The 24,105-nt window shown below is 45.3% G+C and carries 27 protein-coding genes; 22 read left to right on the plus strand and 5 right to left on the minus strand.

The window, feature by feature from the left end; genetic code table 11:
- Positions 1-15 precede the first annotated feature (15 nt).
- The 10 genes from MKX41_RS02130 (at position 16) to MKX41_RS02175 (ending at position 10,813) form a co-directional block, all read left to right on the plus strand.
- Positions 16-402 (plus strand): VOC family protein, encoded by a 387-nt coding sequence (locus tag MKX41_RS02130; RefSeq protein ID WP_339269977.1) that lies wholly within the window; start codon positions 16-18, stop codon positions 400-402.
- A gap of 180 nt (positions 403-582) precedes the next feature.
- On the plus strand, positions 583-2,379 hold the full coding sequence (pnpS, locus tag MKX41_RS02135) for a two-component system histidine kinase PnpS (protein WP_076300910.1): 1,797 nt from the start codon (positions 583-585) through the stop codon (positions 2,377-2,379).
- Positions 2,380-2,488: 109 nt separating this feature from the next.
- A complete protein-coding gene (locus MKX41_RS02140; protein WP_042125998.1) occupies positions 2,489-3,217 on the plus strand; it encodes a response regulator transcription factor in 729 nt (242 codons plus the stop codon).
- Between the two features lie 199 nt (positions 3,218-3,416).
- Positions 3,417-4,172, plus strand: a complete 756-nt coding sequence (gene pstB / locus MKX41_RS02145; RefSeq protein WP_042186541.1) for a phosphate ABC transporter ATP-binding protein PstB — start codon at positions 3,417-3,419, stop codon at positions 4,170-4,172.
- Positions 4,173-4,245: 73 nt separating this feature from the next.
- Entirely contained in the window at positions 4,246-4,905 is a 660-nt protein-coding gene (phoU, locus tag MKX41_RS02150; protein ID WP_042186547.1) for a phosphate signaling complex protein PhoU, read from the plus strand.
- A 309-nt stretch (positions 4,906-5,214) separates the two neighbouring features.
- Positions 5,215-7,884 carry a DNA polymerase I gene (gene polA / locus MKX41_RS02155; RefSeq protein ID WP_339269981.1) on the plus strand — a complete coding sequence of 890 codons (2,670 nt, stop codon included), beginning with the start codon at positions 5,215-5,217 and terminating at the stop codon, positions 7,882-7,884.
- Positions 7,885-7,936: 52 nt separating this feature from the next.
- Positions 7,937-8,773 (plus strand): DNA-formamidopyrimidine glycosylase, encoded by an 837-nt coding sequence (gene mutM, locus MKX41_RS02160; protein ID WP_340968411.1) that lies wholly within the window; start codon positions 7,937-7,939, stop codon positions 8,771-8,773.
- 127 nt (positions 8,774-8,900) lie between these two features.
- Positions 8,901-9,647 carry an MntP/YtaF family protein gene (locus tag MKX41_RS02165; RefSeq protein ID WP_340968413.1) on the plus strand — a complete coding sequence of 249 codons (747 nt, stop codon included), beginning with the start codon at positions 8,901-8,903 and terminating at the stop codon, positions 9,645-9,647.
- Positions 9,648-9,656: 9 nt separating this feature from the next.
- Positions 9,657-10,253, plus strand: coding sequence for a dephospho-CoA kinase (gene coaE / locus MKX41_RS02170; protein ID WP_340968415.1), 597 nt, complete (start codon positions 9,657-9,659; stop codon positions 10,251-10,253).
- Positions 10,250-10,813, plus strand: coding sequence for a lytic transglycosylase domain-containing protein (locus tag MKX41_RS02175; protein WP_076283312.1), 564 nt, complete (start codon positions 10,250-10,252; stop codon positions 10,811-10,813). Before coaE ends, MKX41_RS02175 begins: the two co-directional genes overlap by 4 nt.
- A 79-nt stretch (positions 10,814-10,892) precedes the next feature.
- Here MKX41_RS02175 and MKX41_RS02180 read toward each other — a convergent pair whose 3' ends face one another.
- Positions 10,893-11,111 carry an alpha/beta-type small acid-soluble spore protein gene (locus MKX41_RS02180; RefSeq protein WP_042126012.1) on the minus strand — a complete coding sequence of 73 codons (219 nt, stop codon included), beginning with the start codon at positions 11,109-11,111 and terminating at the stop codon, positions 10,893-10,895.
- Positions 11,112-11,275: 164 nt separating this feature from the next.
- Here MKX41_RS02180 and nrdR point away from each other — a divergent pair, with 164 nt between their 5' ends.
- Positions 11,276-11,752: a transcriptional regulator NrdR gene (gene nrdR, locus MKX41_RS02185; RefSeq protein ID WP_042126015.1), complete on the plus strand. Its 477-nt coding sequence runs from the start codon at positions 11,276-11,278 to the stop codon at positions 11,750-11,752.
- Between the two features lie 353 nt (positions 11,753-12,105).
- Positions 12,106-13,149 (plus strand): tyrosine-type recombinase/integrase, encoded by a 1,044-nt coding sequence (locus MKX41_RS02190; RefSeq protein ID WP_340968417.1) that lies wholly within the window; start codon positions 12,106-12,108, stop codon positions 13,147-13,149.
- Between the two features lie 78 nt (positions 13,150-13,227).
- On the opposite strand, the gene MKX41_RS02195 is transcribed toward MKX41_RS02190, so the two are convergent.
- On the minus strand, positions 13,228-13,941 hold the full coding sequence (locus tag MKX41_RS02195) for a hypothetical protein (RefSeq protein WP_340968418.1): 714 nt from the start codon (positions 13,939-13,941) through the stop codon (positions 13,228-13,230).
- Between the two features lie 1,992 nt (positions 13,942-15,933).
- Here MKX41_RS02195 and MKX41_RS02200 point away from each other — a divergent pair.
- From MKX41_RS02200 to MKX41_RS32265, 3 genes are all read left to right on the plus strand, one after another.
- Complete coding sequence (locus MKX41_RS02200; protein WP_340968419.1) at positions 15,934-16,278, plus strand: plasmid mobilization protein; 345 nt, start codon at positions 15,934-15,936, stop codon at positions 16,276-16,278.
- 236 nt (positions 16,279-16,514) lie between these two features.
- Positions 16,515-17,081: a hypothetical protein gene (locus MKX41_RS02205; RefSeq protein ID WP_340968420.1), complete on the plus strand. Its 567-nt coding sequence runs from the start codon at positions 16,515-16,517 to the stop codon at positions 17,079-17,081.
- A gap of 242 nt (positions 17,082-17,323) precedes the next feature.
- Positions 17,324-17,407, plus strand: a complete 84-nt coding sequence (locus MKX41_RS32265) for a putative holin-like toxin (RefSeq protein ID WP_405132629.1) — start codon at positions 17,324-17,326, stop codon at positions 17,405-17,407.
- A gap of 229 nt (positions 17,408-17,636) precedes the next feature.
- Here the strand turns inward: MKX41_RS32265 and MKX41_RS02210 are convergent, their stop codons facing one another.
- Both MKX41_RS02210 and MKX41_RS02215 read right to left on the minus strand, forming a co-directional pair.
- Positions 17,637-17,840 (minus strand): helix-turn-helix domain-containing protein, encoded by a 204-nt coding sequence (locus tag MKX41_RS02210; RefSeq protein ID WP_340974795.1) that lies wholly within the window; start codon positions 17,838-17,840, stop codon positions 17,637-17,639.
- 12 nt (positions 17,841-17,852) lie between these two features.
- Positions 17,853-18,044, minus strand: a complete 192-nt coding sequence (locus MKX41_RS02215) for a hypothetical protein (RefSeq protein ID WP_340968422.1) — start codon at positions 18,042-18,044, stop codon at positions 17,853-17,855.
- A gap of 212 nt (positions 18,045-18,256) precedes the next feature.
- Here MKX41_RS02215 and MKX41_RS02220 point away from each other — a divergent pair, with 212 nt between their 5' ends.
- Positions 18,257-19,129 carry a hypothetical protein gene (locus MKX41_RS02220; RefSeq protein WP_340968424.1) on the plus strand — a complete coding sequence of 291 codons (873 nt, stop codon included), beginning with the start codon at positions 18,257-18,259 and terminating at the stop codon, positions 19,127-19,129.
- 225 nt (positions 19,130-19,354) lie between these two features.
- Here the strand turns inward: MKX41_RS02220 and MKX41_RS02225 are convergent, their stop codons facing one another.
- A complete protein-coding gene (locus tag MKX41_RS02225) occupies positions 19,355-19,588 on the minus strand; it encodes a helix-turn-helix domain-containing protein (protein WP_340968425.1) in 234 nt (77 codons plus the stop codon).
- A gap of 362 nt (positions 19,589-19,950) precedes the next feature.
- On the opposite strand from MKX41_RS02225, the gene MKX41_RS02230 reads away from it, so the two are divergent.
- The 6 genes from MKX41_RS02230 (at position 19,951) to MKX41_RS02255 (ending at position 23,895) form a co-directional block, all read left to right on the plus strand.
- Positions 19,951-20,247 carry a hypothetical protein gene (locus MKX41_RS02230; protein ID WP_340968428.1) on the plus strand — a complete coding sequence of 99 codons (297 nt, stop codon included), beginning with the start codon at positions 19,951-19,953 and terminating at the stop codon, positions 20,245-20,247.
- A 29-nt stretch (positions 20,248-20,276) separates the two neighbouring features.
- Positions 20,277-20,585: a hypothetical protein gene (locus MKX41_RS02235; RefSeq protein WP_340968429.1), complete on the plus strand. Its 309-nt coding sequence runs from the start codon at positions 20,277-20,279 to the stop codon at positions 20,583-20,585.
- A gap of 121 nt (positions 20,586-20,706) precedes the next feature.
- A complete protein-coding gene (locus MKX41_RS02240; protein WP_340968430.1) occupies positions 20,707-21,132 on the plus strand; it encodes a hypothetical protein in 426 nt (141 codons plus the stop codon).
- On the plus strand, positions 21,119-21,685 hold the full coding sequence (locus MKX41_RS02245; protein WP_340968431.1) for a hypothetical protein: 567 nt from the start codon (positions 21,119-21,121) through the stop codon (positions 21,683-21,685). Before MKX41_RS02240 ends, MKX41_RS02245 begins: the two co-directional genes overlap by 14 nt.
- A gap of 1,124 nt (positions 21,686-22,809) precedes the next feature.
- A complete protein-coding gene (locus tag MKX41_RS02250) occupies positions 22,810-23,079 on the plus strand; it encodes a hypothetical protein (protein WP_340968432.1) in 270 nt (89 codons plus the stop codon).
- Positions 23,080-23,115: 36 nt separating this feature from the next.
- Positions 23,116-23,895, plus strand: a complete 780-nt coding sequence (locus MKX41_RS02255; RefSeq protein ID WP_340968433.1) for a BRO family protein — start codon at positions 23,116-23,118, stop codon at positions 23,893-23,895.
- Positions 23,896-24,105: the final 210 nt, after the last annotated feature.

A 24,105-nucleotide genomic window follows, 5' to 3' on the forward strand; every position in this document is an offset into this window, starting at 1 on the left:
AAAGGAGGTTTACGAATGGTACCACATTATATTAGAAATGGTCTTCTTAACGTTACTCCGTATTTTATCGTGGCTGGTGCAGATCAATTGATTGATTTTGTTGTGAACTGCTTTGATGCAAGAATTAATGATATGCTGCGGAATGATGAAGGCAAGATTAGACATGCAGAACTTAGAATAGGAGATTCGATCATCGAGGTTTCCGAAGCTAATGAGAAATATTCACCAGTACAGCTCGCTATTCATCTATATGTAAGAAATGTGGATGAGACCTTTCGTAAGTGCTTGGATGCCGGGGCATCCATCATTGAAGAACCATTGGATAAGCCTTATGGAGAAAGAGGAGCGGGTATTAGAGATGCTCAGGGCAATCAGTGGTTTCTTGCAACCTGTATAGAATGAAATCATGATATTTTACAAAAGTAATACAAAGTAACAGTCCAGAGATAATCAACTTGGGCTGTTATTTTTATATAATCTATTATAGTAGGGATTTATGTCACGAAAATAGTAGCACTGGTTTTTTGATGAAAATGAAGTTAGGATAAAAGATACAATGAAAAAGGGAGAGGCACACTTCAGATGAAACCGTTTCGCGCTCGTCTTACGTTTATACTTATGGCCTTAATCGGTATTTCCATGATTGGCACTGGATTTACGATGGCTCATCTGTTTAAGAGCTCCCATATAGCTGCTCTCGAAGAGAACATGTCCCGGGAAATAAATTTACTCGCAGGCACATTGGAATTTGTAGATATGAACGCCACCAATGCCATTCCGTATTACACGGAGCAGGCAGAGCATGTCGCCGAGCTTCTAGATTCCCGGATTACTTTTATCAGTAAGTCAGGTGAAGTTTTAGGGGATTCAGAGAAAAATCCTCTGGAGATGGACAATCACGCCAATCGTGAAGAGGAGATTGTTGCGGCTAAAGAGGGGACTGGACGAGCCATTCGTTACAGCGAAACTTTAGATCGCGAGATGTTATATGTAGCTGAGCGGGTGACCTCAGATCATGGTTTTGACGGTTACATTCGGGTCTCGATGGGACTGGATGCAGTAACGGAAGGGCTTAACCGTGCTTGGATGATTATGGCTGGGGGGTTAGTTGTTTTGTTCCTGGCAGCAACTATTGTCAGCTACAAAGTGGCATCGAGCATGACTTCACCGCTTGAACAAATCACGAGAGTCGCGCGGCGTATTACAGATCTTGATTATGATGCAAGAGTCCATTTGAAGCGTAAAGATGAGGTCGGGCAGCTGGCGACAGCAATAAATGCCATGGCTGACAGTCTTCAAGCTCAGCTTAAGACTATTCGTGATAATGAGGATCTGCTGCAAAGCGTACTGGACAATATGACTGGCGGCATCATAATGATCAATGCGGACGAAGAAATTGCCCTGCTGAACCGAGCTTCAGAGCGGATGCTGGATGTTAGCAACAGTGAAATGGCGGGTCATTCGTACAAGGAGCTAAAGCGTCATTATGAGTTAACACGTCTGCTTGAAGAAGGGGTATCGAATAAAGAACCGCTCCATGAAGAACGAAGTATTTACAATCCGAGAGAGCGGATTGTACGCATGGACGCAGTACCTATGATCCAGGACGGGACGTATAGAGGCATGCTCTTCCTGCTGCAGGAAGTAACAGAGATTCGTCGCTTGGAGCGGATGCGAAGTGAATTTGTCGCTAACGTATCCCATGAATTGAAGACGCCGGTTGCCGCTGTTAAAGGATTTGCTGAGACCTTGCTGGGTGGTGGGGTTAAGGATGAGAAGACAGCCCGTTCCTTCTTGCAAATTATTTATGATGAGAACGAACGCTTAAATCGATTGATTGGAGATATTCTGGAATTATCTAAAATCGAATCTAAACGTGTGCAGCTCGATTGCTCACCTGTTCATATTATTGAATTCTTTGATTCCGTGCTGGGAACCATTAGCAAAGTGGCTGAGAAGAAAAGTATTAGTCTTAACGTAGAGGTTCCTGAGGAGCTGTTCATTGAGGCCGATGAAGATAAACTACGTCAAATTTTTATGAATCTGCTCTCCAATGCGATTAATTACACGCATGAAGGGGGTAGCGTAAAAGTCTACGTTAAGAATATACTGAAGCCAGATGGTTCAGAGAATGTCCAATTTACCGTTACCGATACAGGGATGGGGATTCCCAAAAAGGATCTGCCGCGCATTTTCGAACGTTTTTATCGAGTGGATAAAGCAAGATCAAGAAGTTCCGGTGGAACGGGGCTGGGACTGTCTATTGTGAAGCACTTGATAGATCTGCACCATGGTGTGATTTCGGTTAAAAGTGATCTGGGGATCGGAAGTTCATTTATTATTGAGTTGCCGCTCTTGCAGGAAGAAAAGGTGGATTAGATTTTTGTAAATTCATCTTATTGATTTTACACCAAGTTAACATTGTGGTGATATGATTGTTTTGTTGTTGCTTTGTAAAAATCAAACTATATGGAAGACGGGGGAACCTATGGCTCAACGATTGCTTGTCATTGAAGACGAACCGACACTGGCCCGGCTGCTGTCCTATAACTTAACGCAGGAAGGTTACGAGGTAACAGTAGAGGATCATGGTACGGCAGGATATGATCGTGCGACGAGGGAACCTTTTGACTTGATCGTATTAGATCTGATGTTGCCAGGTATGAATGGCATTGACATCCTTGATAAATTGCGTGGACAAGGTATCCGTACACCTATTATTGTGTTGACCGCCAAAAATGCGGAAGAAGATGTTGTTAGAGGGCTGAAATCAGGTGCTGATGATTATATAACCAAACCATTCGGCGTCTCTGAACTGCTCGCTAGAGTAAGTGCTGTACTTCGGAGGATTTCTGGACTTGCTGAGGAAGCACCGACAGAAACACCTATCTCTGCTTCTACCATTATCTTAGGTCAATTAGAGATTTACCCTGAGAGATATGAAGTCTCCCTCGGTGGTCATAGTATTAACTTGCGGCCTAAAGAGTTCGAAGTGCTATTATATTTGGCTCGTAAGCCAGGAGTTGTGTTGACGAGAGATGATCTCATGAATGCTGTATGGGGCTTTGATTATATTGGTGGGCAGCGTACGGTGGACGTGCATGTAAGTTCACTTCGTAAAAAGCTTGAGCTGGATCCAGAATCCGTTCATATCGATTCGATTCGAGGCGTAGGCTATAAATTAGTGGTTAATAAAAAAAGAGCTCCGGTCATTTAGAGTGACTGGAGTTCTATTTTTTCTATACTTTTCATAAATAAGAAATGCTCGGAGTACTAGTTGGCTTCTGGGGAAATACTGTGATGTGGACCCATTCATCTCACTGATTTTACATTGCGTTAACATTTCTCTCCAACTGTATTTACACTAAAAGCTTATCATGGAGATCGAAGATGATGAGAAGGAGACGTAAACACTAATGAAATCCATCATTGACATAGAGAATCTTGATCTCTACTATGAGTCGTTCCACGCACTGAAGAATGTGAATCTGCAAATCCCGGAGAAACAGGTTACCGCTTTTATTGGACCTTCCGGTTGCGGGAAATCCACGTTGCTTCGCACATTGAATCGTATGAATGATATGATTCCTGGCACACGTATAGAAGGAACTGTAAACATCGGTGGCAAAAATATTTATAGTGATGAGGTAGAGGTGGAAAGCCTGCGTAAGCAGGTCGGTATGGTGTTTCAACAGCCGAATCCTTTTCCTAAGTCGATTTACGACAATGTAGCTTACGGTCCCCGTTTACACGGCATCCGTTCCAAAAGTGAACTGGATGAGATCGTAGAAAAAAGCTTGCGTCACTCCGCCCTATGGGAGGAAGTGAAAGATTTTCTGAAGAAATCTGCCCTTAGCTTGTCTGGTGGACAGCAGCAGCGGCTTTGTATTGCTAGAGCGTTAGCAGTACAGCCTGATATTCTGCTAATGGATGAGGCAACCTCTGCGCTCGATCCTGTATCCACTCTCAAGATAGAAGAGCTTGTTCAGGAATTAAGAAGTGAGTATACCATTGTTATGGTAACTCATAACATGCATCAGGCCGCACGTGTATCCGGTCGAACCGTGTTTTTCTTAAATGGTGTAATTGTAGAGGCGGCGGACACAGAGGTGCTTTTCTCGAACCCTAAAGATTCCCGCACTGAAGATTATATTTCCGGACGTTTCGGCTGATCAGATTTAAAAGGGTGTTCGTCCCTGGAAATGGCAAGCTGACCATACGTTAATGAGGAGGATCGCTCTTATTATGATTCGCAGAAAAGAATTTGATAAAGACTTGGAAGAGCTGCGCAGTCTGCTGCAGCAGATGGGTGAGCATGTTAAGGATGCTCTTGAAGGTGCAATTAATGCATTACAAAATCTAGATACAACGCTCGCACAGGAAGTCGTTGAAGCGGATTTACAGCTGAATGCCATGGAAGATAAAATCATGGAAATTGGCTCACGCTTAATTATTACGCAGCAGCCCGTAGCTAAGGATTTGCGCCGCATTATCGTTGCCTTCAAAATATCAAGCGATTTGGAACGCATGGGGGATCTGGCGATTGATGTAGCTAAGGCGACCATGCGTCTTCAAGGCCAACAGTTGATTAAGCCCCTTGTAGACATTCCTCGTATGGCTGAAATCGTGACAATTATGATCGATGAGGCGATCCAGTCTTACCTGGATGAGAACACTGATCTGGCTTATAAAATGGCACAGGATGATGATCAGGTCGATCAATTGTATGGTGCGATGATCAATGAGTTGTATTCTTATATGGTAACAAAGCCGGAGACAGTATCCCAAGCTATGTTATTGACACTGGTAGGCCGTTATATCGAACGGATTGGCGATCACGCTACTAACATTGGTGAAAGCGTAGTTTACCTGGTTACCGGTAGTCGTCCAGATTTGAATGAGTAGTGTTTTGCAAAAGATGTTCAGTGGCTGGTAATTACAGAGAGTGTTTGGACTTTCGGCCGCTGTTGTCTCCAGATTTATTTTATTTTAACCACCTTTAGTGGTGTAAATCCAGAGACAAAGGCGGGCGCTCTGCTCCTACAGTTCCAAACCTCTCCTCCATTACTTGCACCTTCACATCTTTTGTTTATTTTTAGGTAAATTGAGTAGCCGTCCTTATATTAGGACGGCTACTTGTTGTATAGCCGTTTCTACTTGGACAGGCCATATGTTAAGATGTAAGAAGTAAGCATGAAAAAGGCGAGGTGCACTATGGACAAGTTGATACTTATAGATGGAAATAATATTATTTACCGCGCATTCTTCGCGATGCCCCCGCTAACGAATACAGCAGGGCAACAGACGAACGCGGTGTACGGTTTCACAACGATGCTGCTCCGTTTAATTGAAGAACACAAGCCGACACATATGATTGTTGCCTTCGATGCAGGGAAAGTCACATTCCGGCATGAAGGTTATGAGGATTATAAAGGCGGTCGGCAAAAGACACCTCCCGAGCTCTCCGAGCAGTTCCCACTGCTGAAAGATTTGCTCAGAAATCTGGGTGTACCGCAGTTTGAAATTGGCAATTATGAGGCCGATGATATTATTGGAACCATTTCTCGCCAAGCAGATGAAGCAGGCCGGAAGGTTATGATCGTGTCGGGAGACAAGGATATGCTTCAATTGGCTTCCGAACATACGACCGTTGCGTTGATCCGCAAAGGAGTTACTGAGGTTGAGCTTTATGGACCAGAACAAATTCGTGAGAAATATGATTTAACACCCGAGCAGATCATCGACCTTAAGGGACTGATGGGTGATGCGAGTGATAACATTCCGGGCGTTCCGGGTGTTGGTGAGAAAACAGCGCTCAAGCTGCTGCATCAATTCGGATCGGTTGAAGGTGTATTAGCTGGCACCGGTGAGCTTAAAGGTAAAATGAAAGAAAAGCTGGAAGCTCACGCGGAAGACGCTGTCATGAGTAAGAAACTGGCAACCATCTATCGTGAAGTGCCTCTTGAGCATTCGTGGGAAGATATGATCTTTAACGGAATTTCTGCGGATACAGCAGGACCCGCACTCGCAAAATTAGAATTCAAATCACTTCTGGAAAGGTTGTCACTTAGTGCCTATGCTCCAGTAGCTGATGGAGAAGAGAGTGCAGCGGAAGTAGAAGCTGCTACACTCGATATTTCGATCGTGAGTGAAGATGAACTTGAGGCGCTAAATGAAGCGCTCCCTAGTATTTCGGCACTGCATGTAGAATCCAATGGGGATAATCCGCATCGTGCCGAGGTGATCGGGGTAGGGCTATCTACTCTGGAGCGACATTATTATGTGCCGTTTGAATTACTACAGAAACCAGCGGCTGCGAAGCTACGCGACTGGTTAGGAGATGAGAAGGCTCCGAAGAGCGGATATGATCTTCACCGTGCTGATTTGGCACTGCATTGGCAGGGGATTGCTTTTGCAGGTGCAGCCCATGATGTGCAGCTGGCGGCTTATTTGCTGGATCCGACGGAAGCTAATCAGAACCTAAACGATCTCGCTACGAAATACGGCTTGCCAAGATTGTCACCTGATGAAGATGTATTTGGTAAAGGCGCCAAATATAAGATTCCTGAGCTTGAAATCTTAGGAAATCATGTCGCACGTAAGAGTGCTGCGGTACTTGGCATCGCACAGAAACAACAGCAGGAATTGATTGAAACGGCGATGACCGGACTGTTCGAGGATCTCGAAATGCCATTATCACGTATTCTTGCGGATATGGAGAAACAGGGGATTGCAGTCAACGAAGGGGATCTTAAAGAGTTAGGAAAAGAATTCGAAGCTCAGATTTCCAAGCTGGTCACCGAAATTTATGAAATTTGTGGCACAGAGTTTAATTTGAATTCACCAAAGCAGTTGGGCGAGATCTTATTTGTAAAACTGGGTCTTCCTGTCGTCAAGAAGACGAAGACCGGATATTCAACAGACGCAGAGGTGCTGGAAAAGTTAGCACCGTATCACGATGTGGTACGTTTGATTCTACAATATCGCACGATTGCTAAATTGCAATCCACCTATGTAGAGGGGCTGCTCAAGGAAATTTCCCCGAAAACAGGGAAGGTGCATACATTCTATCGGCAGACGATTGCTGCGACAGGACGTCTTAGCAGCCAATTTCCGAACCTGCAGAACATTCCAATCCGCTTAGAAGAAGGACGTAAAATCCGTAAAGTGTTTGTTCCATCCGAACCGGGCTGGTCCATTCTGGCGGCGGACTATTCGCAGATTGAACTACGGGTACTTGCGCACATCTCCGGTGATGAGCGGATGAAGGAAGCTTTTCTCCATGATATGGATATTCACACGAAGACAGCGATGGATGTATTTGGAGTTACCGCCGATCAGGTTGATAGCAATATGCGTCGTGCTGCTAAAGCCGTTAACTTTGGTATCGTGTACGGAATCAGTGATTATGGTCTGTCGCAGAACTTGAATATTCCTCGCAAAGAAGCCGCTCAATTTATTGAGCAGTATTTCGAGGTATACCAAGGTGTACGTCGATATATGGATGATATCGTAGTTGATGCAAGGAAACATGGTTATGTAACCACGCTGCTGGAACGCCGTCGTTACTTGCCTGAGATTAATGCCAAGAACTTTAATCTGCGTTCTTTTGCGGAACGTACAGCAATGAACACACCTATACAAGGAACTGCCGCTGATATTATTAAGCTGGCGATGGTGCATATGGACAAGGCGCTATTTGAGCGTGGGCTAAAGAGCCGTATGTTGCTTCAGGTACACGATGAGCTTGTATTCGAGGTGCCAGAGGATGAAATGGAGCTCATGAAGACGCTTTTGCCGGAAGTAATGGGTGGAGCATTGCAGTTATCGGTGCCGCTTAAAGCAGAGGTAAGTTTTGGTAGCAACTGGTACGAAGCGAAATAGGCTCCCTTTAAGGTGTGCATATCAGCTATAATGTAGTTGAGGTGAAGACATCATGCCGGAATTACCGGAAGTAGAGACAGTCAAGAGAACACTGAATGATTTAATTAATGGAAAGCAGATAGAGAGTGTAACCGTCCGGTTGGCCCGGATTATTCAGCGGCCGGATGATATTCAGGCTTTTGCCAACCTGCTCGCAGGTCATAGCATTGTTAATGTTGAACGAAGAGGGAAATTTTTGCGCATCGTGTTAGACGGTTTGGTGCTGGTATCTCATTTACGGATGGAGGGCCGTTACGGACTTTTTTCGAACGAAGATCCACTGGACAAGCATACGCATGTGATATTCCATTTTACCGATGGCACTGAGCTGCGTTACACGGATGTTCGTCAGTTTGGTACAATGCATCTTTTTCAGATTGGTGAAGACCTCCAGCTGCCTCCTCTTAATAAGCTAGGACAGGAGCCGCTGGAGCCATCCTTTACGCCGGAGAGGTTTAAGCAGATTGTATCAGGCAAAAGCACAAAAATTAAATCGCTGCTGCTGAATCAGGAATATATCGTCGGCATAGGTAATATTTATGTAGATGAGTCGTTACATCGTGCAGGGATACATCCTGAAGTCAGCGCCAAAGATCTTTCGGATGAGCAACTTGATCAGCTGCATCACGCTATTGTCAGTACGCTGACGGAAGCGGTAAACGCTGGTGGTTCGTCTGTAAAATCATATGTGAATGGTCAAGGTGAGAGCGGCACTTATCAGCAACAGCTGTTGATTTACGGTCGTAAAGATCAGCCGTGTAACCACTGTGGAACGATGATTGAGAAAACGGTTGTAGGTGGCCGCGGCACGCATTATTGTCCAAGCTGTCAGCGTAAGGTTGAAAACTGAAGAAGTAATTAGGTTGGCACCCACTACTTGTCCCGCCCATATACTGTGTGAAGAATGCTTAATAGAGAACGGAAGCTGAATGAAGTGTATTCTTCAGTGTTCCGGTTCTTCACAGGAGGGATTGCGGGTGCTCAGCCCATTTTTTTCACTAATATTACTAGCTTTTGCTTTGAGTTTGGATGGTTTTGGCGTTGGTATTACATATGGACTGCGTAAAATGAAAATACCATTGCTCTCCATTCTGATTATCTCGCTTTGTTCGGGGGTAGTTATCTGTGTATCTATGCAAGTGGGTGTACTGCTTGCCAAGGTAGTGTCTCCACATGCAGCTTCTGAGGTTGGCGCTGTTATACTCGTGCTAATGGGGTGCTGGTCGCTCGTCCAGATGTTAATGCAGAAAGAGAAGGAACAGACAGGTGAGCGTAAAGTAGGTAGTGAAGAAAATGTGCTATCCATAGAAGCTCGGGCAGAGGAAGCTGTTGATACTGAAGATGTTGTAGAACAGGTTACCATGGCTCCTGAGCAGGCAAAGTCGGCTGTCTTTTCCCTTGAGTTACGACGATTGGGGATTGTTGTACAGATCTTACGTACTCCGTCTTCTGCAGATATGGATGATTCCGGGAGTATTTCTTCGATGGAGGCTATGCTGCTCGGGATTGCCCTCTCTCTAGATGCTTTTGGAGCTGGACTTGGCGCAGCATTGCTGGGGTTCAATCCGATATGGACATCACTTACAATTGCTCTGTTTAGTGGTACATTTCTATTGCTGGGCATGAAGACTGGATTAAGATTCGCCGGGAACTACTGGATGAAGCATGCTGCTGCACTACCCGCGTTATTATTAATTACAATGGGAATACTGAAGCTATTATGAGGTGAGTACATGATTATTGGCTTAACCGGAGGCATTGCATCCGGAAAAAGCACGGTGTCCGCACTGCTTGTGAGCAAGGGAGCGAGGCTGGTTGACGCGGATGTGATCGCCAGAGAAGTTATGCTCCCCGGTCATGAGGTGCTGGCTGCGGCTGTGAAACAATTCGGAAGCGAGATCCTCTCTTCGGATGGCACACTGAATAGGGGCAAGCTGGGGGACATTGTATTTCAAGACCCGGCGGCCCTGCAAGCCCTGAACAATCTGACGCATCCCGCAATCCGGCGGGAGATTAAAGAACGTATGAACAGCATGGAGGAAGAAGATCCAAAGAAGTTAACAATTGTGGATATCCCTCTTCTTTTCGAATCAGGACTCGAGAACATGTTCCATGAAATACTGGTGGTCTACGTGCCTCGTGAAGTGCAAATCGCTCGATTAATGGAACGTAACGGATTTTCTATAGAACAAGCAGAAGCACGCTTAAATGCACAGATGGATATTGAAGCGAAGCGTAACAAAGCGGACTATATCATTGACAACAGTGGCGAACTTGCGCACACTGAGCAACAGGTTGCTGTTCTTTGGGACAGGCTGGGCTTATCATGAAATGGTTACGTAAAAAAAGAGTCCTTCTTCTGTTATTCATTGGTTTTACTGCGATATTGTTTCTGAGTACGAACTGGATGTCCTGGTTTTATCCGATCCATTATAAAGATGAGATCCGTAAGCACAGCGTTACGTACGATATTGACCCATTTCTAGTGGCTTCGATTATCCGAGTGGAAACGAACTTCAAAACTGGACGAGAATCCAGAAAAGGTGCTATAGGTTTAATGCAGCTTATGCCGGATACCGCCAAATGGGCCCTTGAAAAGGCCAAGCTTCCTGATGTTTCTATGGAGGAGCTAAAGCATGAACCATCAGCAAATATTGAACTAGGTACCTGGTATCTTTCAACATTATCCCGTCAATTCGAAGGTAAACGTACAGCGGTTATCGCTGCATATAATGCTGGACCGGGTAAAGTTCAAAAATGGCTGGATGAGGGGATCTGGGATGGAACGGATGCTACGATTAAGGATATTCCGTTTGGTGAAACCCGCCATTATGTACAGCGCGTCAACTATTACTATGATCAGTACACGGATATTTACAACGAATTCTAAAACCGTGTTATGTATAAAAAGAAGCATTAAACGATCTTGCGATCGTTTAATACTTCTTCAGTAAGCTTATGTGGACAGGTTATTTGTATTGACCTGCCAATTGTTGTTCTGCCAGGGTTACAAGACGTTTAGTGATGTAACCACCGATCGAACCATTTTCATAAGAAGTTTTATTGCCTTGGTAACCATCTGGGGAAAGCGTGATTCCGAGTTCTTGGGCAACTTCATATTTAAGTTGTTCCAAAGCACCACGGGAATTTGGAGCTACAAGGTTATTGGAGCTGTTGTTTTGGCTCATTGCTGTTCACCTCCTCTGTTGGTAACTGTATTATGTGCCGGACTTGCCATAATCATTACAATAAAAAAACGGTGATTTCTGGAAAAAATGAATTAGCCCTTTAAAAGCCGGATGTTTAACATACCGGGACTAAAAACATTATGTAATAGGAAGTGATGAAGCTTATGAAATGCCCTTACTGCGATCACACAAATACTAAAGTGCTCGACTCGCGACCAGCGAATGAGAATAAGTCAATCCGCCGCAGGCGTGAATGTGAGCGTTGCAGCAAACGGTTTACAACCTTTGAAATGATCGAGGAAACACCGTTAATCGTGATCAAAAAAGACGGCAGCCGCGAGGAGTTCAGCCGTGATAAAATACTGCGTGGTCTTATCCGTGCTTGCGAGAAACGCCCCGTCTCTGTAGAACGTCTAGAGAAGATCGTATCTGAGGTAGAGAAATCCCTACGCGGTATCGCCGTAGCTGAGGTGGAGAGCCAACAGATCGGTGAGTTGGTTATGGAGCAGCTCTATCCAGTAGATGAAGTCGCCTACGTTCGCTTTGCTTCCGTATACCGCCAGTTTAAGGACATTAACATGTTTATGAAGGAACTGAAGGGTCTGCTATCTAAGAGCACTGGGGATCTGGACAGATTGTAGAGTTGTGGCTAGTCTAATGACTAAAAAAAGTGTTGACAGCGAAGGCGATTTTTTATATTATATAGGAGTCGCCTACGGCGCTTGGATTTGTCAGAATGACTTAAATACACCGAACTGAATTTTAGAATGTGTGATTACATACATCTGAAAATTACGTTTGGGGCCATAGCTCAGCTGGGAGAGCGCATCGCTGGCAGCGCCCTCGGCAAAATCCCGCAAATTACTCCGTATTTTGTACGGTGACTGTAACGTTGACTGTGCGCTGACATGCGCAGATATACGCTCCAATAAAACGAAGATATGCGTTATACAATCGGCTCTTTTCCGTAATAATACGGGAGGGGTTTTTTAGTTTGAGCGGAGATAAACGTAAGGGTCGCGCAGTTAAGAATGAACGGACATCAGAGCGGTTACGCTATTCCCTCGACTACTTATTCGACTATTATTACCAAGCGAAGAAGTCGGAAGGACGAGCTGCTAACACGCTTAAGACTTACGAGCAGAACTACGGATACTTCTGCGAGTTCTTGGATATGCGTGGGATAATAAAAGATATCCGCAACATTACTATTGAAACGGGCCGCGAGTACATCATCTGGCTCCGTGATGAGAAACCGAGATTTAGCGAAAAGTGCAACGTTCCAGAGTCGGCGCGGACAGTGGGTCTTTTGCCAAAGTCAATTAATACCCGAGTCAAGAATATGAAAACGATGTTTAAATTTTTAAAGGATGAGGATGTCATTGAGGCGGACCCGTTCGTCTATTTAAAAAATGTTCAAGATATCGGTCGGGACATTGACGTTCTTACGGCAGATGAGTTGAGTCGTCTCATACACGCGCCAAATCAGCGCAAATACAACGAGTTTAGGGATTACGTGGTGTTGAATTTATTAATTGACGGGATGTTTCGCGTTGACGAGGCGCTATCTCTGAAAAAGACTGATGTTGACCTGACCGCCTGCTACGCTTCGTTACGCCGCGAAATTACGAAGTCCCGCAAGGCTCGCGTTGTTCCGATCACGAAACGGACAGCTAAGTTGTTACAGGATTTAATACGCGAGACTACGGAATTTGATAGCGAGTACATTTTCCTCAATAACTATGGAGATCGACTAGTCCCGAACCATTTCCGCCACCAGCTCAAGAAATACGCAGACAGAGCGGGCATAGAAAAGCGAGTCTATCCGCATTTACTTCGCCACTCAGGGGCTACGCTGTTCCTTGAGGAGGGAGGCGCACAACATCATCTTCAGGTGATCCTCGGCCACGCAGACAGCCGCATGACTACCCACTATACGCACCTATCGAATAAAAACGTTAAAAAGAATCACGATGAGTTTTCGCCGATCAACGCCGTTATTAGTAAAGCGGAGAGACCCCGTAAAACAAAACGTTAGCATAACAAATAAGCGCTCGGCTCCGGATCATAACGGGGTCGGGCGCTTATTTGCGTTCTAGTTAAAGGCGTGACCGCTTTACGCGGCATCTCTCCGGAAGTTACCCGACCGTCCGAGCAACTCGTCGCGAATCTCCCGATATCCATATCCGAGGCGCAGCAGCGAGCTTATGGCTGTTTCAACGTCGACTACGCTGCGCAGGTCCTCCGTACTGAACGCATCGCGGATATTATCATCGGGGTCGAGTCCGTACAATTTGCGAAGTCCAGGCGCATCCGTATCAAACAATACGCGGTACACTAGATTCGTATAATTAGCGTATACGAAGGGGTTCCCGTCTCCGAACACCTGGACCGCGTCAGTTAACCGCCGGCGCTCCCGTTTAGATATCTCGCGCTCCATCGACCATGCGCGCTGTTCTTTACTTGCGATTTCTTCAACGTTGAGCAGGTAGTTGCGGACCGAGCGTGCGACTTCGGATTCAGTGAGCAGCATTCCGATGCGAAGAAGGCCGCGCCTGGTAATTAGAGTGATAGAAGGAACACCTTTAAAGTCTCCGTCAGCTTGACGGAGAGTCTTAAATTCAGCCAAAGACTTACCTCTTAGAATTCTAAGTTCTGCGTACTCGTTGAACTCCGCTCGGTTTCTTCGGATGATTGATTCTACCGCGTCCCTACCTACATCGTAGAAGGTCGCCGCCATCTCCATAGTCACCTCCAAGCTCCCAACTAGCACAGGAACCGCCTTAACCCTGTCTAGAACGCTATCCTTAAACACGTACTCATCTCGCATGTACCGACTCTCCGTAAGGATAAGCTCATTTTGTCCGCTCACGTTATCCGCCCCTTTTCGTTATTTAGCAGAAAAAATACGCCGGCTAAACACTAGCCCGCGCATTAATTGCTTTCGTTAGATGAAAATAACCCAATACCTTGTGTTTGTAAACTAAATAGTTTGTGTCAACTTTGGTCAGGACTCTAGTTCAAGATGAACCTCAGTCGTTCCGTCAGCTTAGCGGAACGTTATGGTTGGGACGCGCTGTCCCGAGCAATAGTTCACGCTGAACCAGTGCTTTGTTACCGACAGCTCCTGAGTTTTCAGGGATCAAACGCGTGTTCAACGTGCACATGCGTCTTGGCTCCGATGAGTAGGTGAGCCACCCAGTCATCCAAACGATGGTTCATCGTGAACTACGTCTCAGTCCTCGTAGGGGTCCGCATTTCACGGAGTCCTCACGGGCAAGTCTCATTCACCATACAGGAGAGTTCGAGGTTAGGTTCACATTGAACCTGAGTCTGCGTGAGGTCGGGGACAGCGTGTCCCTAACCCCGATGGTAGGTTCACGGTGCACCTACCATGCGAATGCGTCACGCTACACATTGTATATTTCTAGTTCCGCCGCCATTGGAACGTTTATAAAAAGTAAGACAAGCGTAGATCTCTTCGGAGGTTGGCGCTTGTGTATTATGGAGCAGATTAATTAACGTGCAGGTGGCGCTACTCCATTCGTTATTCTCTTGATACTCTCCTTTAAGGGAAAACGCCGCAAACCCTTGCTACATAAGGCTTTTTTCGGAGTTTTAGCACCTTTGAAGTGCTAAATTGATAGCTCGGAGCCGACAGGCTACGGTGAGGAACGTAGTGACGAGGGCCTTTGACCTTACGTGTCCGTCCAAAACCGGGACGAACCCGAGCCTATCAATAACTAAATGCGCCGAAGTATTAAAGTTAACAACGAGAGAGTAGTCATGGAGCACAGTCGAGGATGTATTTCATGTAGGCAACATATATAAATGCGCGGATTCTAAAACGCTAGACTAAAACTGACACTATTGGAGTTGAGTCATTCCCATGAAAATGTGGCGTTGCCTAATGGTACAGTAACTAGAGAGCATCCGCGAGTTCAATCGATGGCTGTACGATAATTCACTCCTTCAAGCGTAAAGCTGGCGGGATGCGGTCACATTATTCAAATACAGCAGGGAATATGAAAACGTAAGAGCGGCGTAGATAACAGGAGGGAATAGGAGTTCGTGCGGAAAATAACATATTTTGAAGACCTTCTCAAAACATATATAAACGGTAGCTGACGAACGATTTTATTATTCATATGGTTCTGTAAGGTTTCGTACGTATTCACGTACATTCGCTCCCCCTTTTACAGTAAGTCTTTTAGTAATACTAATTCGTCTAATTTGGCGTTTTACACGCATTTATTTACCAATTATTATCGGAGGTGTCATTCGAAAAGGAGCGATAATTAAAAAGGTAAGAATTATAGAGTAAGACGTAGAAATCGCGAGATAAACGTAAAATCGTTCACTACGCTAAATGTACGAAAAAACGATCAATTGTTATGTTCATACGACAGATGTGTCGCATAAACCGTACATATGCGCGGATTTTCCGAAATCACCTCAACTACGTCTGGACAGCGTAATCGCCGAATTTGGCGGGTGCGATGCGTAATCATCAATTATATAATCGGAGGTGCCAACGGATGACAACGGAAGCTAAGAAGATCGAAGGTCGCGATTTACACACGGACTTAGCAATTTGCAGCGCTGCTTAACGTGCATGCTGCCGAGAAACATGGAACAAGTGATGTCAAAAGAGAAACGGAATGAGCATGTGGGGTCAGCGGTAGTGAAAGTGTATCGCGGGATGACGGCGGAGGAGTTGGCGGAGTTTTTATAGGCGGATAGCCAAAATAAGTTGTTTGGCGTAAACAAAAATTGGGTGTATCTTTAAGATATCAAAACTAGATAAAAAGAGGTACATCGAATGGGAAGCGAAAATAGAAAGAGAAATAATATGATTCCAATTCGTCTAAGTGACGAGGAACACACTCAATTGCAATTAAGATCGGAGATAGTCGGGGTTACCATCCCTGCGTATTTAAGGTGTCTTGCCATTCACGCTGAAGCACCTACCATTTCAAAAGTAGAATGGAAAGCTATTAGAGATGAACTTCGTAGAATAAGAAGGACTTTAGATGTTATGTCTGACGATTATACTTTTAACAGTGAGCCAGTACCTCCTGAGATTGAGGTAATGAGCAAGAGTTTAGAAGAGATAAAAATAATGGTTACCGCACTAGCGGAAAAGTCGGGAGGTAAGAAAACCTAATGATACGCACAAAAAACTGCATACTACCCGCACAGTGTACGAGGGTAGTCAATGTGTGAGGAAGCGCGTTGAGATCGGATATCTACCGAATTGGGGCATCGTGTAGGAGACGCACTTAGCGGATGAGGTTGCGCATTGTGTTGCTTGATTCCTAAATACTCTTGACATTGCCATTTTATAGAATTAATATGTGGGTAGAAGAAAGACTATATTATCTTTTCTGCGAGGTGGATACATTGGAAAGACCTACTCACGATGAAGTTCGAAGTGCTGCGCTTAACGTTCTACGGTTCTGCCCACAGGGAGTAAAACAATCAGAATTATGGAAGCAAGTGGAAAGAAGCATGATAAGTAGTTATGATATTGACCAAAGCTTAATAAAGAACGCTCTTTGGGATTTACCTGATATATTACCGGAGAGCGTAACAAAAGTGAAGAAATCAAATAAAAACGTCATACTCTTCCCAACTAAGGAATTACTAGATACTGTTTCTTTCGATCTAGAAGAAGGGGCGAGTGAAGATATAATTTACGATGATGAGGTGTACGAAGATACTCTGGAGGATGAGGCTCGTAGTATGTTTATTGCTGTAGCTCGAGACTTCTTTTCGGTATACAGAAAGATGGAGGAAACTATGCTCTTTCCTCAGGCGAGGTTATTTACAAATTACGCTAAAGAACTAACCCATGAACATGTGAAGGCCGCCGTTTTGCTAGAAAAGGCTGTCACAGACATGCAGGTCGTCTTTGATCTTTGTGAACCGTTATATAGAAAAGAATACCCAGGACGTTGGGGAAGTTAAGTGCAGCGTTTTCACAATTAGTCTGCACAAAAGGAGGAGAATATATGAACTCTATTAATCACGAAATCTTCTCACGACCGTCGAACGCTGCCCTTGGCGCAATCTCCTTTACGCCAGCGACCTCCCAACTTTTGTAAGTGCTTAACATGAAGTACTACAGTATTATCGAATTATGTTCGCTGGAACAAGCGCAGGTTTCAAGTAACAACGAAGATTCACGCTAGTGAGAGGAGGTGAGAAAGATGTTGACTATAAACGAAGCTTTAACGTTAATGATATCATTCGCTTCATTGGTATTAGTTATTGACAGAAAAAAGCGGAGTTAAGATAACCGACCATCCGACCAAAGATTCCGGCTATCACTCCGCTGTATTTATTCAACGCTATTGTACGCTTATTTCTCGTCAGACACAACAGGGAGCGCCAGGAAAACGGAGGAAAAATCCGTGGAACTGGCGCTCTTTTTAGCGATCCTTACAGATAAGAGCACACGTAAAAATCCGAAATTGCTCGCGCAGGTATGTTGCGGAGTCCGGTATTTACTGAGTTTATCGTTTAAAGAACATCGTTCTTAGCCTCTTTTTGTGACGGGTTAAGTTGCTCCCTGAGAATAAGCCAGGTCTTACCTTTCTTTCTAGCCACAACTTTTCCAGATGAACATAAGCGCTTAAGGTGGTCCTGGCTTAAATTCCAGAGGGCAGAAGCTTCTTCGGTTGTCATGAGCTCAGCCATAAGATCATCGATGCGTTCATTGAGCATTGTTTCCAATGTCTAATTCTCCTTAATTTCAAATAGGTAAACTTCGCGCATATAGTAAGTACCGTCGATGCGAACAGCATTTGGCGTATACTTTTCGATCGCACCACCATAATCTGCGATACTTCCGTCCACTGCACGCACAGTAACGCGAGCCTGCACCAGTGCCGCTGCAAATAATTCGATGTCTGTTACCAAAATTCGCATAATGGCCGCCTTTCTACGTTGCTTTATGTTAATATTCGCTAGATTAGCGCTAGTTCCTTCCAAGGAATTGGCGCGGAAGTTTAACGGCTGACTGAGAAAACTCAAAATCAGGTCTAATTAACTATGATTTTCAGTATTACGTTTGACTATCGATAGTTCTAATGTCCTTAATTGTAGATATATGGTATATTTAGGAGTGGAGGTGGCATATATTGTATAATAAAAACAGTCTTATAGTATTACTTCTAACATCGTTTATAGCAGTTTCAGGTTGCGATAAGTCCGATAATACGACTACTGCCCAATCTGGGGATACAGTGAAGCAGACAGCGTTGCCTACTGAAACTACCATTGTTCACAGCCCATCGATCAAGGAAACAAAAGTGGAGAGCAATGCAATACCGGAGCCGCTTAGACTTGCTGCGGACCAGTTGAATCTAGGTAACATAGACCGGGCGAAAACTTATTTAGACTTGACTATAAGTGATTTTAAAGGGACCGACGCAGCGTTCACGGCGTCAGTTATAAAGTCTACGATCTTAGCATCGGAGTGCCAAAGTTATTCATACATACTCAACTCTTTAGCAAAAGGGATTGACAATATCGCAAGCAGTTTAGTGGAAAAGGATGATATAGATAGACTTCAGGAGGTTTTAACCGAACATCATGAGACAGAGCAAGAATTATTGAAAGAATTTAAAGAATCTACTGTATATATACTGTCTGGCTACAAAGAGCACTTAGAGGAAGAGTTGGACGGACTAAAATTTAAATCCGCAGTTACTTCACCTTCTAAGGATCTCTCTTTTTTTAAGGATGTCGGATATCCAATCCCGACAGATTCGGAGATTAGTGATGTAAGACAGTACGCGCTTGAGCAGCTTCTATACGAAAATTTGGAGGATGCGTATAAAGATAATACATTGAATTATATTAACTATTTCTACTTAGCTGGTTTAAACTTAATCAAACTAGAGGAATCTGAGTATACCAAGTCTGTTATGGATGAGGTTATAACACTAACTGAGAATGATAAGTATAACGAAAAAAGAATTGATGTTCAGGAATATCTTAGTGGTAAATAGAGGCGAATTATTAATCCGGTGAACATTTGTATTAAACGGTTACGAAAACTAGTATCAGATATATACTTGTTTAAATGTTATATAAAAATAAGCGCTCGGTCCTTTTACGGATCGGGCGCTTTTCGTCGTTATATTATCGTTGGTTTACCGTTGAATTAGCCGCGCTAACCCTTCCGGAGTATTAGCGCTAGGGTACGATGGCAGAACGGCTAATTTGCGGTGGTCTTAACGCTCGGCGTTGACCATGCTCGTGTCCTCTACAAACTCAACAACTTCCTCGATCTTACAATCCAAATCCTCACAAATACGCGCGATTACACTGAGCGCAACAAACTCCCCGTTGGACATCTTAGCAATAGTTGCAGGAGACAAACCTAATGTATTTCGAAGATACGTTTTCGTCTTGTCTCTCCGTATAAGTGTGATCTCCATCGGCTTATAGCTTGGACGAAGTTTCATATGTATTCCTCCTAAATATCTATACCTCAATTCTATATTTCTCGAACAGAAAGTACAATAACGCGAACATTTTGTTTATTAAGTGTTGACAATATGTTTTTGATAGCATACTATATGTACATGAAGTTAAACATTTAGTACGTAAAAATATATAGGAGGTTTCAAAAATGCCTAATCTTGTTACAATCGTACCCGCTACTATAGACGTTTCCTCGTACCCAAGCCGCAGCCTTTCTAGGAGCGCCATACGCAGTCGGCGTTCTATGCTTAAATACGCTATTTGGCCGTTAGTAAAGGCCATCGTCACTCTCACCGCAATTATCATAAAGGAACTACTTCTATAACACGGAGGGATTACGCTAATGTCTAAAATCACCGTTGTGACTGAACTGTACGATAGGAACGAAGAATTAGAGCGCTACGAATATCCGGGCGTCCTTGTTGACAATAACCATGCGTTTTATATCGACGCTGAGTACCGCACTGTTATCCTTGAGCGTGTTAACTACGTCAGCGGCGAATATCTAACAACCGGAGGCCCAGGCGCAGTCGGCTTCGATTTACCGGTAGACGATGTAACGTTTTTCGATCGCATAACGGAAATGTCGGCCATCGAACTTTTATCCAAGTTGGTCCGACGCAGTAAGGAGGGCGCGTAATTAACACTAAGCCTATCACGCTGATCTATATGTATGACGCTGATGACGAGGAACCGCAGTATGAACCGCTACCGGCTTTCCTCATCGGCGAGGACCGCGCACTCTTTGTATCTGATAGCCAACTATGGGCGCAGGAAGTCCGCCAAAGCGAAGGTGATCCGGATATTTACGCAGGAGGCAACGAAGACGCTGGCGTGATCATTGCAGAGAACGTGACCGGCGCGGCTGCTGACGTAATACCGGCGCTGGTTAAAAAGTGGACAAGCATGACCGCGTTGGAGTTCCTCGTACGCGATTTGGTTGCCGCGCCGTTGCTGGAATTGGGGGTGACGATATAGACCGCCTGATGAGCGCTTTTGCGCCTTGGACCTGCAGCGGTGTGGGTTGAAACGGAGCCCTCATATTTGAGGTATCCGTCGCGGATTACCGCTATCATACACATATTGGAGGTTAAAAGTAATGACGACTAAGCTAAATTTCATACGGTGTGACGAAGGTGTTCGCGTAGCGCTATCGTCGGGAGACGTGCAGGCAGGTCAGGGCGCCCTTATTATTTTACCTACGTTTACGGCTATATTCCCACAGGTAAGTCTCCGCAAAATGTATGGCGAGATCACGGTCACGCCAGCACAGACTCGGCAGCTCAACGCTAGCATCCCTATTGCCTGGGTCACGTACAAGCCCGGTCCTTACGGTAATATTATCGTCTCCCTTCTCAATACCCCGCAAGAACTTGTAATCAACGCTCGTGCATTTCAACGCATTACTGGTGTTTCCGAAAGAGCTGTTATCGGCAGCTTACCGGTTACACGCGCAATCGCAGAAGATATCGGATTCATCATTCCTCCTACAGAAACGGAGGACCTCGCATATGCAGCTAGTTAAAATACTCAATGACATCAGCACCACAATTGACAACACAGCTTTATTCACAATTAAATATCTACGCTGCGGAAGCAAGGGCGGTCGGGTGTCCTTTACCTTTGCAAATGATGTTATAGGCATTCAGCGCGCGCTTATTGACTGGTCGGTAGCTGTCGCTGTCTTTCGTCGCTCTAAACTTCGATTAATGAGTGGGGAACTATTGGTGACGTCGAGACAACTTCGTCAAATCGGTTTTAACGTTACAGTCGAACAATTAGTAGAAAAACCCAAATCAACTGAACGATTTATTAAATTACCGCGCATACAGGAGATTGGTTATTGCGTGGACATCCGTAGAGGAAACTACATTGTCACGCTGCCAAAAAACAGAGGGTCCCGTCGTCAGCAACGCGTCTTATCGCCGAGTGCCTTCCTCCATGTTTTTCCTGGGACAGATCGGCGGTCGGCCGGCGGAACGCAATTCGCATCGCTTGCTCAGCTCGAATTGCTTGGATTCCGCATCACGCCAGTTAAGACGGTAGTAAAAGATAATTTGCTCGCTATAATCGCCTAATGATTTTACCTTCACCGAGGGCGCTCGAACGCCGGAGAAGATGAATTCGCGCAATTCTATAAAGGAGGTGATAACCGATGAAATGGGACCGTAGACTCGCCCGTAAAGACCGCCGCCGACTGTACATCCGCGAAGTTAACGATAAGTGGGCGGAAATTAAGCTCAATCCCGTGGGTGTACGGTTAGGTTAAATTCGATGATGGACGTTTGTGCGTCAACACTACGCCGGAGAAGACAATTAGTATTGATTGCGCCGCCAACGCTAGGAGAACGTCCGTGTCCTGCGGCTGCAACCGTAGGAATCGCCACGCGGACTGAACGCAATTTTTTCGTTTACCTACTCTGGTGCACAATGCACCAGACCTCCCGTACTGTCAGCGCTAACTGACGGACCGTCATGCGGGTTGCTTTACCGAACTGCGCTAACAGTTCAGATAACAACGTAGATTACGCCAATAGTCTGCGGATCGTCCGGTCACTCACCAAAGGACACGCCAATGTCCAATGTGTGGCCGGATTTTATTACGCTAATCATTGAAGTTTGGACTTGGCCGTCCAAAGCTACGTTAACATATAGCGGATGGCGGCGCCTTTACTACGAGTAGCTTCGGGGGCATCCGGGGTTACTTGTCCTTTATAATACAGTAATACGAACATATGTTCAATAGGTTTCAAAAAATACCCATAAATTTATTTTTGTTTACAAACACCATATGTTGGGGTATTTTTACTTACTACAACTATATATGGTATACAGAAACACTGCCGAAGGGCACATGTACCAGTTTGCGCGATTAGTGTCCCTATCTCTAGTATAGGCATTTTTATTTTCCGTAGATGGTGCGGGAGAGAATCGTAGCGTTGTCTATACACGTAGAAGTATTTATTTTTCGGAAAATTTGCGGCAAGTAGTTCGACGGTTCCATACAGATTGAGGCCGTAAGAGTGCGGGGCGACCTCCGATTCCGTTGAAGAGATAGAGGGCGGTTATCCGCTTAACTATAAAACTATCGATAAGGGAGGACGCTATTATGAATGATAATCGCTGCGTTGTGGGACGTTTTGGCTCGGCGACGTTTACGCTCGGACAAACTGCGCTAGCTCTCGGATGGGACGAGCGTACTATGCGCGAGTTTCTGTATAGACGCAAGGTGCTGCGTAAAAAAGGTCTGCCGCTGCACCGTTTCACCCCGAAGTATTTCGTTATCCACGAGTTTGAGGTGACGGAGACGCCAGAACCTCCGTTCATTATGCGTTACACGGGCGTGACCCCCGACGGTGTTCTACTAATACGGAAAGTACGCGAGGGTGAAGACGTTAACGTGCGGGATGATAGTGGGGAGATTCGGGTTGTGGCGGATCAGATACCGATTCGGCTACCTTCCGTGGCTTAGTCGTTTATATACAACCAAACAAAAGGAGGCGTCGTTATGGATCAGCTAACGAAAGTGTTTACGTACGACTCGGCGGAAGTGAGGACAGTAATGGTAGGAGGGGAGCCGTGGTTCGTTGCGAAAGACGTATGTGCGGTACTGGGAATAGCAAATAACCGCGATGCGCTTGGTAGGTTGGACGATGACGAAAAGGGTGTAGCTTCAACCGACACCCTTGGCGGAGTGCAATCGCTACAGACTGTGAATGAGTCCGGACTATACTCGCTTATCCTCGGTAGCCGCAAGCCGGAAGCGCGTGCCTTCAAACGCTGGATCACGCACGAAGTAATCCCGTCGATCCGGAAAACGGGGATGTACGCGACTGATGCGCTTCTCGATGATCCGGACTTATTACTAAAGACGGTCACACGGCTTGCGGAGGAACGAAGAGCCCGCCTCGCGGCCGAAGCGCAAATCGTAACAATGACACCGAAGGTCGAGGCATTCGACACGTTCATTGACGCAGACGGGACGATGACGGTCGATCAAGTGGCGAAGTTGCTCGGCATGAAACCGAAAGTGTTACGCGACACACTAAGAGACCGGAAGTTGATCCGCCAAGACGGACTCCCTTATCAGCGGTATACTCCGCGCTATTTCGAAGTAATACCGTATGTGTCTCCCGGCGGGGTAGCGCGTCCATACTCTCGCGTAACGACGGAAGGTATTGCGTATATTGAGCGCATGCTCGCGGGTAGCGTGGTCCCGGATAACGTAATCACTTTCGAACCGCGTCGGCCTTCCTCGATAACGCTTAATTTAAACCTGAACGCATAGACAGATCGAAAAGAGGCGCCTTCTATCTGATAGTGCCTCTTTTTAATAAACAAACGGAGGAGGAATACAGATGGATTTTATCCAGGCAGTAACCGCGTACCAAATGACCGGCGATCGCCACATAATCGACGTAATCCTTGAGGACGTCGAAACAGATTTTCTAGCGAATACTTCACGCAGATATAAAACGGACTTCACGCATGACATTTC

It is taken from the genome of Paenibacillus sp. FSL R5-0475 (genome assembly GCF_038004585.1).
Classification (GTDB): Bacteria; Bacillota; Bacilli; order Paenibacillales; family Paenibacillaceae; genus Paenibacillus_AQ.